Genomic DNA, 12,842 nt, shown 5'->3' on the forward strand with positions numbered 1-12,842 from the left:
TATTTACCTTCAACCGAACCTTCTTTATAGCTCTCCCTTTCTGGTGTATTCTTTTATGACCACACCACCAAACCGAAGGTACAAGATGGGCGATATCACAAAGAAGGACCTCATTGAGATGATCGCGGAAGAGTACGACATCACCAAGTCGCGATCGAAGGAAATCATTGAGCGGATTTTTGTCCGGATCGCGGAAGAGGCCGCGAATGGCAACAAAACTCGAATTCCTGAAATCGGAACGTTCGAGCCCAAGCATCGAAATGCCCGATCCGCACGGAACCCATTGACTGGCGAGAAGATCGAGGTAAAGGCAAAGACGGTCCTGTCATACAAGCCGTCGCCCGCTCTGCGAGACCTTTAGAGGTCCACCTTATTCGCGCCGGGGCCTTCGCAAGATGGGCCCCGGCCATTTTCCTTTCCGCGCATCCCCGAGCAGGGAATGCCCCGTTTCCCCCCTAGAGATATAGATCCTGGACCGGATTCTCGCGCTTGTCTAAGCGCAAGACCGCTCCGCCCTCGCGACACGCCACATTCCCAGTATGCTGGCTGCAGTGTAGAGAACCCCCGCCAACGCACCAGGTAGGGATCCGATCATTATGGAATACAGGACCCAGCCGGGGGTGACGACTAGCAGCATCACCCAGCGAATGTTCTGGTTATCCCTGATGGCATAGGCAAGGAACGAGACCCAGGTGACAAGCAGCACAATAATGTCGTGCCACCCACTGTAGAGAAAGACAATCAGGGCCGAAGCTAGAAGCAACAGAAGGCCGCGCATCAACCACTCGGCCGCGGCTGCCTGGCTCATCATCCCGGTCGCCGCAGCAGCCGCATAGAGGAGCGACAAGGCTGCCCCATAGGCGCCCCCAAGGCCCCAAAAATGCGCTGCGTAAACGGTGTCAGCGGCAACTTTGCTGCTCAACAAAGCCGTCCTAGAGGAAAGGGTGAGCCCGACAGCCGCGATTATGAGGCCAGCCCACCCGAGCCCCTCTATCACCCATTCATGCCATTCAGTGAGCATGGGGTTACCGGGCGCCCGCAAAGAGGCGCTCCTCCCGGAACGGAACGCGAGAGAGCGCCGAGGGGGGAGGCGGGGTAGAGATGGATGCCACCTCTAGCTAGCCTGCGCCCCCAACCCCTTCGTTCCGCGGCCGGATCCGACCCAGAAGGGGCACTACGGGAACCGGGGTCCCCATCATCAGATTGAAGTGCTTGGCCTCAGCCTCTTGAACTTCAACGTGCACCGCCTCAAGGCTTGGGAGATCGTGTTTCTGAATCTCAGCCATGGTCGCCTGGAGCTGCCGGTAGATGTCGTCCACTACGTCCTTCATGACGCTGACTTCAACCCGAAGGACTGTCTCCTCCTGGGTGGTCGTGTCCGCATACGCTTTACGGTCGCGAGCGTTTGCCTCCGGTGACCAGAAGCCTTTTTGCAGGCTCATCGTGCATCCGCCCGCGACCTTGGTGAGCTCCCGCCCAAGGAACCTCTGAACCCGAGCCTGGGTTCGCTCGTCTTTCGCATCGCTGATATTGATGAATGCGAGCAGTCGAACCCGAGTGCGGTCTACCTCGTCCTGAGTCCTTCGATCTATCACTTCCTTTCCCCTGTATGTTCTGCAAGAGGAAGCATAACAGATATCGCTTACGCATCGACAAGATGAGCGTAACTGGTTCGCGCCTCATGGCGGGCAGGCTCGGGATGGTCGTCCGACAATAGATTTGGGGCCTGATCTTGCCGGAAGTGGCGGCAATAATCTGCCGACCTAAGGTGGTTTTACGTTGCCAGCATCGGGCTTGAATCGATCTTAAGGAAGTGCGTAAGATATATCGAGATTGCATACCAAGTGCAAATCGGATGCCTCGGCCTTCGGGTCGCATCCATTCCAGGTCACCCGGGAGCCGGGGCGGCCCCAAAGAAGAAAGAGCGTGCGCACGGGGCTACCAGGGCCTCAAAGGCTCGAGCGGTTCGGCACCGCTAGCGGCTCCTTATCTCGCAAGCAAGTTGCCACCCAGAGTGAGGCGGCCGGCTTCACGATCAGCGATCGATCGCCCCAAGGTCGTTCGGCAGAACTCAGCGGACTTAACCATGAGCAGAAAAGACACATCTCACCGACTTCTGATCGAGGAAGGACTCCCCAGGCCGGCTGGCCTGTCTGAAGGCGGCGCGTTTGTGGTCGGAGGGGTTCGATATTCCGTCACTTTCTTCGCAGAGGACGATTTTCTGGGGGGGCAGGTCGCATTTGACGAGCACGACCTTGTGATGGGGTCTGGAGCTGTCTACGAGTTTCGCGCGTTCGTCAACGAAGGCGCGCCAGCGCCAACGGTTTCGCGGTTTCCAATTCCATTGAGGCGGTTTCTGAGGAGGCCCGTGGGCAAGACGACGCTCGAGAAGGCGAAACGTGGCGCGCGTTCCCAACTAGATATCGCTTCGGTTAAGCCGGGCCTCTTCGACCCCAGCGTGCTTGATCCGCTGAACCCTAAATCACTCCGAATCCGAGGTGGGCGGCATTCGAACGCTGACATTTGGGTCTCCCCGGCGCTCCCTGATCACATGCCATATAGGGCCTTCATCGTTGATGGCAAAGTGGACGGCCTAGCGCCGGCACCCCAAAGCGAGTCGCCTTTTGACGCGAAGAAGGCCCAGCTGGTCGCGAGTGAGTGGGCCCGATCCGGCGCAGCGTGGTGCGGCTTTCCACCGAGGGTCTACGCCCTCGATCTCGGGGTCACGTCCAGCGGTGAAACATTCTTGATCGGGGTCGCGGATCCACTCCTGGCCACATGGGCTGACGGCTACCCGTTCGAGCGCTATCTCTTCTTTTCCGCGCTCGCTCAAGAGCGAATTGCCCGGCCAACATCCTGCACTGCCGCTTCTTCTGGGGCCTTCACGCCTGAGGAGGGCGAGCTGACGGAATCAACCGGGGGCGACAGGGCATGCAGCTCAAAATCGCGATCGGGTTCCATAGGTCTCCACTGACCGCGGGCCTCTTTTCTTCGGCACTTCAACCCATATTGCATCTGTTAACTGCGAGGTTCACATGACCCGGAGCCCACTTCGCTCGGTAGTGATTTCTTTGGCGCTAGCCGCCGTGACATCGTCGGCCACATTGTCGATTGCCCACTCTAGCGACGGATCTGAAGCGCCGGATGCCGTCATGAGCCTCCTCTCCTCTTTGTCCAGGGACGCGACCCCAGATAGGGTCGTGAAAAGCCCGATTGCGGGGCTGTACGAGGCTCATTATGGCGCCGACATCCTGTATGTCGACGCAGCAGGTGAGCACGTTATTGAGGGGCCCATTCATGAGCCAGGGACCGGTCGCAATCTAACCAAGGAGAGCGCGAACTCGATCAGGCGAGATCTGTTCGATCGGATCCCCGAGAGCGAGATGGTGATCTTCGAGCCTAGCGGCGACGTGAACGGCCAACTCACGGTATTCACGGATCCGGCCTGCCCATATTGCCAAGCCCTACATGGGGACCTTTGGGAGTATATGGATGCCGGCATTCGGATCCGCTATCTCATGTACCCCCTGGTTGGTCGAGATTCCCCGGAGCTTATGGATGCGATCTGGTGCAGCGATGACCCCACACGGATGATGAACCGAGCCAAGTCCTCTGGAAGTCGTGGCGCCAATTTGCGCGCGGACGCCTCCTGCGATTCTCCTCGGGAGAACCATATCGCCCTGGGTAAAGCCCTTGGCGTCACCGCTACGCCGGCCGTTGTCACCCATGAGGGCGACATGCTCCAAGGTTATGCGCCTGCGCACGAAATGATCGACCGCATGGGCCCCATGGAGCCTTGAGTGGGGGGGCAGAGAGGGAGTGGGCTCCAGAGGGGTTGGCAACGTAGTTGCTTAACAGATATACTGCGTGCTGCTGGAACCTCCATCTCCGGCATGCAGACTGAGGACTCCTCCACTCTCCTTTGGTCTCCTCTCTTTTGCCCCGCATCATGTGCGGGGCTTTTTTATGCCGTTAGGCCAGGTTTGCGGGCCCGGCCTGTCGCAGTAATTGCATAAGTGATACCGTGACGAGATCCATTCCCGCGGATCACAAGAACGATCCCGACACTAACTACAAGGACGACAAGCGTATGACCAAGCTTGGAATTTCGGCGGCCCTGATCTCCATCATCGCTCTGGCCGCACCCGCTGCGGCCCATGAGGACCATAATGCCCTTGAGTTTGACCGCCTATCTCATCTGGCGGCGGATGGCGATGCTGGCGCCATGTTTGCGCTCGGGCGCATGCACGAGCGCGGCCGCGGCACGTACGCTAGCGTGACCGAAGCGCACCGCCTGTACCTGAAATCGGCCAACGAAGGCTTTCCTGGCGCTATGGCGGCCGTCGGGCACAACTACCTCGAGGGGGTAGGGGTGAACCGGAATGCGAGCCTGGGCATGCACTGGATCCAGCGTGCTGCGGATGGGGGCCACCTCCGATCGCAGGTCTGGCTGGCTTCGTCGTCCGCACCCAGGGATGTCACCTCTCATTACGCCAAAATGGCGGAGAGTCAGCACGAAACGCCCGCGGGAGCCCGTTGCGAGAGCCCGCTTTCGCTGGCTTCGGGGTGGTGAGAACACCCCGGGTATGATTGGCGCTGACGACCTGGCAACCGGCGAATGGGAGTGCCGCGAAATCCTCGAGATACGGGGAACCGATTTCGATCGCCTAGTGAAGCCATACCTCGATGGCGAAATTCCGCTCCCCCTCCTCATGACGCGTGGCCGGCTACTCCAATGCCCCAGTGAAATCCTTGGGCGTCGCGAATGTGATGATCGGTTTGGGGAGATCGATTACACCATCCAGGCCATCCCCCTGGATCCTGTAACAGCGTTTCTCTCTCTTGAGCGCAAGTTGGTTCAAATCCGCATCTATGAGCGGGGGCTAAGTGATTCTTACGCGCCCTTTGCCACGAGGGCAGGCTTTGCTCGTCCGCTTAATACAGCCCTCGTTGGGGGGCAGATTCCCCACAACCGGCTATCCGTATTGATTCACCGAGACCTTGAAACCGGCCTTGATAGCGCTTGTTTCAGGGGGCTGTTCCTGAGAGACCGTCGACCGGCGGGGTCCGGAGTGATGGCGCCTCACACTGTTGACCTTCTTTCCGAAGAGGGGAGTCGGGAAGAGGTGAGGGGACGTACGATGGAATACTACCGTACAGCTCTCGAACGCCACGGCCGCATCTTGGGTGGAACCCTGGCTTGGATATTCAAGCCCAGCGCGACGTCGAGTGTGAACGGCACCAGAGACATTGAATTTGTGCCCCCGGGGACCCCTGATGAGTATGCATCCATCGCCCCGCCGAGCCCAAAGTTCATTCGGCCACTGATCCAGCAGGCCGCAGACCATTATCGCTCCAAGGTGGAAGGATCGTGGCCCCTCGAGCGCTGAAGCCCTCGGAGCAGCGGCAGCGCGCTATCGCTCAATCTGAACGTGGACCTTGAGGCTCAAGTCGGAAGCCATATCCACCAGTCGATCCAGGCTAGCGGACGATCCGTCCGCACGACGGATCCTGGATATGCTTGGCTGGGTGACCCCGAGGTAATCCCCCGCTTCAACCTGGGTCCAGCCTCTGCGCTCGATCTCATCCCGGATTGCAGCTTCGAGTTCTGACCTCATTGCACGAGCTCTAGGACCCTTCATTAATCCCCATACCCCCTGTAGGTAGAATTCTTCCGTGATCGCGTGAAAAGCGCGCGGCCTTTGTCATTAGCTGATGCGAAACAGATCCCCGTCGATGTCAGCGATGATTATTGAGTCCGCCGACTCCACCTGCTTGACCGCCCGGTCATCGGCCAGGGTCCATGTTTCGCATCGAGCCTCCCCGTGAATCGCCCATATCAATCGGAGCATCCCGTCCGCTTCTACGCTCGACGTCAGCTCTCCTCCCTCCCCATTTGAAAGCCGCGCAATGCGCCGCCCTGGCGTTTCCAGAAAACTCCTGAGAACGCCTCGGTTCACGGCTCGAGAGGGTGGCAGTCGAAATAGAGGTAGAGGGCTTCTCCCTCGAGGTCCTGCAGGAACATCACCTGGACCCCGGGGATCGCGATTGCGTAAGGGTTATCTTCAATTGAGATCACATGCTCTCCCAGGCCTTTCCCTGGGGAGTCCCATCGAATCACGAGCTGATACTCTTCGTCGATCCTATAACTGACCAGGGAGCCATTCTTCTCCGGATCTCTCAATGCCACGAAAACATGGTCCGCTTGCATGATTCGTGCGGCAACGCTCTGCATCCCCTTGAGAGGAGCGGCGCGCGTCGACCGGAGACTGTGCGCCCGGGGGTGGTTCGTGCCCTCCATCATTAGGGCGTCCTCCTGCGGGGTATTGCCGGAGGCTTTCGATCGGGCGTTTGCGGGATCGATTCAGCGTCAACAAGGGTGCGCGCCGCCACCCAGCCGGATGGGACCTCATCAGCAGCCTTCATTCCTTCATATGCCCTTTGAAACGCATCGATATCTTCGAAGCAATATCGTTGTCGGTAGACGGCCACCCCGGGCTCGATCACGCAGATGGCCCGCGTGAAAAGAAGATCCATGGCGCCGATGTAATTACCATCATCCATCTTTCGGGCCATCTTGTAGCCTAAATCCTCTACAAGCACCCTTTGAAAGTCTTTTGTCTTGATTTCCGTCATGGCTGCCTACGTGCCGGATTGACTCTCGGAACACGCATATGCGTACTCACAGCTGAAGCAGCGCGCCGGCGTTGGCCTCGCTTCTCCGCCATTACCGCTTTTGATCTCGCGCGCCTCGGCCATCTCTCCTCGGATGTGGAGCGCGAGTTGCTCATCCTCTGATGGAAAATCGAACTCCCTGGCGTCCGAGTTCGTTTCCACTCGAACGCGCGTAACGGAATACTTGGATCCTCGGGCCGCCAGAGCGGTCGCCGCTGCCACCTTCCTGTCGGACTCATAGACACCGCGGTCACGATCGATTCGGATGGTGGCGACGAGCGTGCCGTCATCTTCCTCATGAATTCGTTCTGCACGACCGCTCAGTCGGTATGTGGTGCTGTACATCAATCCGATTCGGGCGCGGTCGTGATCGACGGGGCCCGAGGGGCGCCCCCTAATCCAAAGCACGATTCCGACTGCCAGGAGCGCGGACAGTATGAGCGAGGCCCCAACCAGAACATGAGCGGAAAGTGCCAACCCTGGAACGCCGTCAGCGATCGTCATTATTCTGAGCCTGCCTTCCGCTCTTTGCGAGCATCGAGATACCGCCTGATTCTCGCGAAGATTCCGTGGTTGTCATAGTAGTGATCCATCGCTCTAAGGTCGCGCACTGGGGCGCCGCCATTCGTTCGATCTTGATTCGGGCGGATGGGGTGCGCATGCGGACCCTCAACCCTCCTAGCCTGGACGCCTCTCTCTTTCAGCTCGAGCTGCCGAGGGCACACCGCGGTCAGGCCAATCTCGGCGGCGTCTATCTTAGGCGCACTAGGTATCGGCCTGACGTCATAGACGACCTTTCTTTCCCGGATGTCTCCCATCGTATCAACCCTCTGTGATGCGCCCGGCTTCGTCGCCTCGCATGCGTTGACGCGGAACCCGCGGAAGGGGCGGTCAGGCTGGGCTCTTAAACTCAAAAAGCATATCACATACCATACAATATGCCACAGGTGCTTGTTCGGCTCGATTCTGTTCGGGCCGACTCGGGCGCGATAAATTTACTTACCCCGCGGATCGTGAGAGGCTGCCTATCCAGGGGGGCGGAAGATAATAGATGATCTTTTTTGAAGGCGAAGTCTGACAAGCATGATATATGACGCGCTTAGACTTGCGGCGACGCCGTTTGCGCTCCCGCCCGCGATTGGATCGCAGGACTCGCCCGACGGGCCCACTTATCGGGTCGAATTCCAGGGCGCCTCAGCCCTTGGCTATTGCGCAATCAGCGAGGCTCTTCGCTCATCTGGCCAAATCCGCAAGCATTCTCTTGTGGGCGAGACGGAGGTCGACGGGGGGTGCCGCGTGCAGGGGGAGGCCCATGTTGTCTCGGGCTCGCCAATGGCGGCCGCCCGGGAGATTCTTGAAGCGCTCTCCGGGGTCGACTTTCAGGTCTCGGGGTTCGATGTCTCTCTGCGGCCGGGTACGAGCACGCCAGATCGGGGCGCTTAGGGGCCCGATTTTCCCGCGTCCTTAACGCATCCCAGGCTTCCGCCAAACCATGCTGGATTCTTTCTTGATCTGGAGGCGGTCCCAGTCTACCAAGGGTGGAAATTGGTGCCGGAATGCTCCGTCCTCCTCCTGCTTCAAGGGGAGGCGAGCCATGATCTTTTGCTCCACCTCTTTCGGGTCCAGCTTGGCGAGGTCTTCAATTGCCTCATGGGGATTCGCTTTCTGGTTCATGTAGACAGCCGGCGCCATCAGGCGGAATTGCTCTTTCCGCTGACCAACAACCCATTGAAGCATCTCATCCGACAGAAACTCGGGCTTTCGCTCAAGCGGTACAGAGATCCCCTCCAGAGCGCGCTCAATGCGCTCATGGATCTCGCGTGCTCGCGCTCTGCGCTCATCCATGTCTTCGGGCTCAGGAGGGTATGGGTCGCCGAAGTACACCCACCTGGATAGCGTTGTCTGCCCCCAGTCCCTTGGGATTTCCTCATGCGTAATGGTGGCCCGACGGGGCTGCCCATCTGGAGTCAGAGCGGGCTCTTTCCTGTATAGGGTCTTAAAGATCTCGACGCTTTGCTGATACCCCTTCAGGTCTCCAGACCTCTTTTTGCTATACGCACTTTGCGCAAACTCGATCATCTCGACCGTTGCTTGAATAGCCCGCTTTCGGGTCTCGATGTGGCGATCCTGGTCGGTCATCCTTCTCTCCCCAATTCGGCAGCAGGTTGACATGAATGTTGACATATTATCGTGAATTTGTCAGCATTTCCAGTCTCGTTCACGCATCAAATAGAGAGCCTGAAAGTGGTCACAAAGAAGTACACCGGCACCATGAGCTTGCCGCTCCCTGTCCAAAAAAAGGGGCCTGTCGTCCTTATGCCTTCGGTGCGGATCGGCGGCAAGTCGTTGCGGAACCTGCGCCTAAGTCGGAAGCTTTTCATGCGCCTTAGCGAGATGGGCGAGAAGGGCATCACCCTCCACCTGCTCAGCAATCATCAGGACGTTCTCGCTATCCAGGGGGAGCGCTGCAGAGAGATCGCCATTGATGGCACCGCGCTAAGCAGGACCCGCCGATGGGCCTACCTCTGGATCATGACGTCGATGGTCACGTTGGTTTTGTCTGTAGGCTCTCCGGACGTGCCGAGCGTTATGGGCGTGGTGGCGTTCCCGATGCTTCTCGGGAGCACATACTTCTTCGCCAAGGCGCGCGCCATGCGCACGGCTGCGACCCAGTTGCTTGGCTCAATTGAGGGCGGTTGGCAAATCCGCTCCGTTTAACCCTGAGAGCTGCGCTCTCGTGTCGTTTGGATTCTAAAGGGAGGGGACATGGCCCCGGAATGCGATCATGCAAAGAGGCTGATTTTGGGCTTAATGTTGACGGCTGCCGCCTGGGCGCCGGCCTTGATGGCGGGCCAGAGCGCCTCCCCTGATTGGGCAAACGGGGAGCTCACTCACCTCGAGAGCGCGAGACCTGGGGCGCACCCCGGGGCGGCGGCCAGCATGGACAGTACCGATGCCTTTGGGGCGTTCCTGCGGGAGACGTTCTACCTAGGTCTGGCCGGCATTCTAGCTCCGCCCGTGCCCTCGGCGACCGACGACGCACCCTCCCTGAGTCTCTTTCTGGAGTCGCACTCGAGGCAGGTTGCGTCTCTGATCAGGCTCGCGGGTAGCGATCTCACGGGGGCGTCACAGCCCATCATCGATCAGGCCGTTTCTCAGGCGGTCTGGGTGGATGTCGTCAATGCGGATCTTGAGGGGGCATGGATCGATGCCAGCCCCGAACCTCGCCGCCGGGCCGTCGCCTTCGTGCACTTCGGGCGTGAAGGGGATGAATATCGCGCTGCGGTGCGCGGTTGCGACGCTGCTCCTGGGGAGGGGGCTCACCCATGTGAGATCCTCGGGAACCTGGTTGCCTCCTACGAAGTCCCGCGCCCAAGCCGGGAAGATGTGGAGATGGGCTTTACCGCCATTCGCCTTAGCCCCTAGGTGCCCTCGATTACATCCCCTTCGAGTTGTCACTGAGGTTGCGAAACTGATACTGTATCCGCACTTAATTGCGGAGCGTTTTCAGATGAAACCCGATCAAGGTGACGGATACAGCGGCACCGAACGCCCGACCGGGCGCCCCTCGAAATATGTCCAGGAGGAGATTTTCGTCTACACCCGGATTGGGCGGGACCTGATCGAAGGGCATCGCCCGACTCCATTGGGCGCTGATGGTCGACGCCAGCATATGCTCGTTGGTCTGCCGCTGTACGAGAGGAAAGCGCGCCGCTTCTGGTTTGATGCGGCACACGACAACCCTTACGCGAAGCTTTGGATCCAGCGGTGTCGCCTCGGCGTCCAAGAGGCCGGAACGGTAATCGACGGCCTCCTGGATCAGGCTGAGGAACGCCTTGGGCGGCGAGGGATGGCTCTAAAGGACCTCCCGTCCGAAACGCCGGTGCATCAGCGCGGCGTCAAGCTCAAGACCGGTCTCGGCACGCAGATGAGAGACCTGATCAACGATGCCGACCTGCTCGATAGCGCTTGCTTCCAGCTTCACCGCATGGGCGACATCAGCAAATATGAGCGCCGCGACCTGCAGTCCCGATATGGCCGGGTAGCTCGGCTTGCCATGCGCAACTGCCTCGGCTACCGGCAGCTGCGGCTCTCTGCAGAGGATGTCCTCAGGGATCGCGCCGTTGCGCGAGAGGCCAGGGAGGCGATGGGCGATCTGCCGCGGGCTTTTCTTACGATGCCTGGGGATGACGCATGGCTAAACCCCGAGCTTGCGGTGGACCGGAGCGAACTTTGTCGGCCAATTAACCCGCAGAAGATTTTCCTAAAGGGTGCCCCCGAACCCCGGGTGTGCTCTAGCGTGACGCGCGCAATCGCAATGCACCCCTAGGTGTTCAAAGAAACCGCAGGAGATGGACATGAGTGAATCCCAGACAACGCTTAGGCTTGGCATCGTTGATACCGAAACGACCGGGTTTAGCCACGAGGATGACCGCCTCATTCAGGTGGCTCTGATTCTTCCGCAGCCCAACACGCCAGTGGAGGAGTGGCCGGTCTTCAACCAATACTGCAATCCCGGGATCCCCATCCCCGCCACCGCTTCGGCTGTGCACCACATCACCGACTTGGATGTAGCGCAGGCGCCTCCGGTTGAGTCCCTAGTGGAGGACCTCGTGGGGTTCATCAGGGCGCATGCTGCGGACATCGATGCGCTAGTTGCGCACAACGCCCCATTCGATCGCGGGTTCCTCCCGGCGCTGTCGGACCATGCATGGATCGATACGCGCCGGTGGGCTCAACACCTCATTCCCGAAGCGCCCGGCTTCTCCAACCAGGTCCTCCGCTACCATCTTGGCTGCGATGTCCCGAAGACATACAAAGGAAGAACTCTTGAGGCCCATGACGCCCTGGCTGACGTCATCGTTACATCGCGAATTGCCCAGAACCTCATGCGAATGCATCACGACGCTGGGCACGACCTTAGCGTTGACGGGGTCCGGTCTGTCTGCGAGCGGCCGCTCATGATCGAATCCTTTCCATTCGGGAAGCATCGAGGGGTGGCGGTTTCCGACGTCATTAAGAAGGACCCAGGTTATGTTCGCTGGGCGTTGTCGAACATTGAGGATATGGACGCCGACCTGAAGGCAACCCTGATCAAACGGAGCCCTGACGCCCTTCTCTCTGCGATTGCCGGGTCCGATACAAATGAGGATTCTGCTAGCCCCTCATCCATGGCACGCGAAGAGCTATTCGCTCGATCTGCGCAGCCCGCTGATCCTTCGCGAAGCGTCCGCTCAGCTCGTTTCGGCGTCTAAGGGAAAGGGCAGGGATTCGAGGCGTCATGAGCGAGCTACCTATCATTCGGCACCTTTCGACCATGGGCGCCCGCGGCTTGGTTGTATGGATGCACGGGTCTCACTATGAAACCCTGGTTCGCCCCTGGGTCACGGAACTCGACGGCGAACGAGTGCTCGAGCACATGAGCCTGCGGGAGACCTACCCAGCGGCGCTCCAGATGATCGATGAACCCCTAAGGCATCTCAGTGCTTCCGTGGTCGAGAGCTCACCCGATGATGGCATTGTCGCGGTCGACCTTTCGTTTGGTCGGGAGGGGAGCGAGGCCTGCGACCGAACACCCATCCTCAGGTTCCTAGACCTTCTGCCAATTCCCTTCGATGTGGCTATCAAGGACGGGGGCGAATGGGTCATCAATTTCACTCGAGAGCATGTAGCGCCAACCCGGGCGAACCGGGGTGGCCTTGTATTGGCGCACACCCTTCATTCGGTAGGTCCGGCAAGCATTGAGGGCAATACTCTCCCGATTGATTTCTTCGGCGCCCTGGTTCAGGGGCTCCGCGGGAGAGCGGGGGTCGAGATCGACTGGGTGAGTGTCACCCGCCACCTTGAGTCTCCCCCGTCTGATGGCAGGCATGGGCTCCCCATTCACAATGCCTCGGGGCTTCTTCAGGATGTGGCCCAGAGGCGCGACCTCGCTTCGCTTTGCCTCTCGCGAGAGCCTGAGCGCGACGTTGAAGAGTTGCTTGACGGAGAAGGATGGAGGGCCCCCGTTTGCTCTCTCCCGGGGTCACCCCAGGAGAAGCTTGCTCACGATATCCTGGCGATGTCTAGGGCCGCCTCGCGGCGCAAGAAGCTCGCCGCGCTAGTGCCTGCTGCCCAGAACGCTTCGCCCGCCCGCGTCAGTCGCCGCCTCTGAACCCGCTGCCAAC

General features: G+C 59.5%; 16 protein-coding genes. 9 read left to right on the plus strand and 7 right to left on the minus strand.

Translation table 11 applies throughout. The annotated features are described in order from the left end of the window. Nucleotides 1–85 precede the first annotated feature (85 nt). Nucleotides 86–361 (plus strand): HU family DNA-binding protein, encoded by a 276-nt coding sequence (locus tag F579_RS0113500; protein WP_019025277.1) that lies wholly within the window; start codon nt 86–88, stop codon nt 359–361. 132 nt (nt 362–493) lie between these two features. On the opposite strand, the gene F579_RS0113505 is transcribed toward F579_RS0113500, so the two are convergent. Beyond that, nucleotides 494–1,021 (minus strand): YgjV family protein, encoded by a 528-nt coding sequence (locus F579_RS0113505; RefSeq protein ID WP_019025278.1) that lies wholly within the window; start codon nt 1,019–1,021, stop codon nt 494–496. A gap of 97 nt (nt 1,022–1,118) precedes the next feature. Next, nucleotides 1,119–1,442: a hypothetical protein gene (locus tag F579_RS0113510; protein WP_231365792.1), complete on the minus strand. Its 324-nt coding sequence runs from the start codon at nt 1,440–1,442 to the stop codon at nt 1,119–1,121. Nucleotides 1,443–2,260: 818 nt separating this feature from the next. On the opposite strand from F579_RS0113510, the gene F579_RS15375 reads away from it, so the two are divergent. The 3 genes from F579_RS15375 to F579_RS0113525 all read left to right on the plus strand — a co-directional run bounded on the left by F579_RS15375 (nt 2,261) and on the right by F579_RS0113525 (nt 4,573). Next, the gene (locus F579_RS15375) at nt 2,261–2,974 is read left to right on the plus strand and encodes an ATP-grasp domain-containing protein (protein ID WP_231365838.1); all 714 of its coding nucleotides are present in this window, start codon (nt 2,261–2,263) and stop codon (nt 2,972–2,974) included. Between the two features lie 178 nt (nt 2,975–3,152). Next, a complete protein-coding gene (locus tag F579_RS0113520) occupies nt 3,153–3,800 on the plus strand; it encodes a DsbC family protein (protein ID WP_019025281.1) in 648 nt (215 codons plus the stop codon). A gap of 290 nt (nt 3,801–4,090) precedes the next feature. Next, nucleotides 4,091–4,573, plus strand: a complete 483-nt coding sequence (locus F579_RS0113525; protein WP_019025282.1) for a tetratricopeptide repeat protein — start codon at nt 4,091–4,093, stop codon at nt 4,571–4,573. An 841-nt stretch (nt 4,574–5,414) separates the two neighbouring features. On the opposite strand, the gene F579_RS0113535 is transcribed toward F579_RS0113525, so the two are convergent. The 5 genes from F579_RS0113535 to F579_RS0113570 all read right to left on the minus strand — a co-directional run bounded on the left by F579_RS0113535 (nt 5,415) and on the right by F579_RS0113570 (nt 8,814). After that, nucleotides 5,415–5,642, minus strand: a complete 228-nt coding sequence (locus F579_RS0113535; RefSeq protein ID WP_026301128.1) for an XRE family transcriptional regulator — start codon at nt 5,640–5,642, stop codon at nt 5,415–5,417. 314 nt (nt 5,643–5,956) lie between these two features. Beyond that, nucleotides 5,957–6,079 carry a hypothetical protein gene (locus F579_RS15475; protein ID WP_255349424.1) on the minus strand — a complete coding sequence of 41 codons (123 nt, stop codon included), beginning with the start codon at nt 6,077–6,079 and terminating at the stop codon, nt 5,957–5,959. 224 nt (nt 6,080–6,303) lie between these two features. After that, nucleotides 6,304–6,636: a hypothetical protein gene (locus tag F579_RS0113550; protein ID WP_019025287.1), complete on the minus strand. Its 333-nt coding sequence runs from the start codon at nt 6,634–6,636 to the stop codon at nt 6,304–6,306. A 6-nt stretch (nt 6,637–6,642) separates the two neighbouring features. Then, nucleotides 6,643–7,020, minus strand: coding sequence for a hypothetical protein (locus tag F579_RS0113555; RefSeq protein ID WP_231365793.1), 378 nt, complete (start codon nt 7,018–7,020; stop codon nt 6,643–6,645). A gap of 1,119 nt (nt 7,021–8,139) precedes the next feature. Next, a complete protein-coding gene (locus tag F579_RS0113570) occupies nt 8,140–8,814 on the minus strand; it encodes a hypothetical protein (protein WP_019025291.1) in 675 nt (224 codons plus the stop codon). Nucleotides 8,815–8,865: 51 nt separating this feature from the next. Between F579_RS0113570 and F579_RS0113575 the strand changes: the two genes are divergently transcribed. The 5 genes from F579_RS0113575 (at nt 8,866) to F579_RS0113595 (ending at nt 12,829) form a co-directional block, all read left to right on the plus strand. After that, a complete protein-coding gene (locus F579_RS0113575) occupies nt 8,866–9,393 on the plus strand; it encodes a hypothetical protein (RefSeq protein WP_019025635.1) in 528 nt (175 codons plus the stop codon). A gap of 222 nt (nt 9,394–9,615) precedes the next feature. Then, complete coding sequence (locus tag F579_RS0113580; protein WP_231365794.1) at nt 9,616–10,101, plus strand: hypothetical protein; 486 nt, start codon at nt 9,616–9,618, stop codon at nt 10,099–10,101. 85 nt (nt 10,102–10,186) lie between these two features. Then, complete coding sequence (locus F579_RS0113585; RefSeq protein WP_019025294.1) at nt 10,187–11,005, plus strand: AcaB family transcriptional regulator; 819 nt, start codon at nt 10,187–10,189, stop codon at nt 11,003–11,005. A 28-nt stretch (nt 11,006–11,033) separates the two neighbouring features. Continuing rightward, a complete protein-coding gene (locus F579_RS0113590; protein WP_019025295.1) occupies nt 11,034–11,930 on the plus strand; it encodes an exonuclease domain-containing protein in 897 nt (298 codons plus the stop codon). Between the two features lie 26 nt (nt 11,931–11,956). Beyond that, nucleotides 11,957–12,829 (plus strand): hypothetical protein, encoded by an 873-nt coding sequence (locus F579_RS0113595; RefSeq protein ID WP_019025296.1) that lies wholly within the window; start codon nt 11,957–11,959, stop codon nt 12,827–12,829. Nucleotides 12,830–12,842: the final 13 nt, after the last annotated feature.

Source organism: Thioalkalivibrio sp. ALJ21 (genome assembly GCF_000378605.1).
Lineage (GTDB): Bacteria > Pseudomonadota > Gammaproteobacteria > Ectothiorhodospirales > Ectothiorhodospiraceae > Thioalkalivibrio.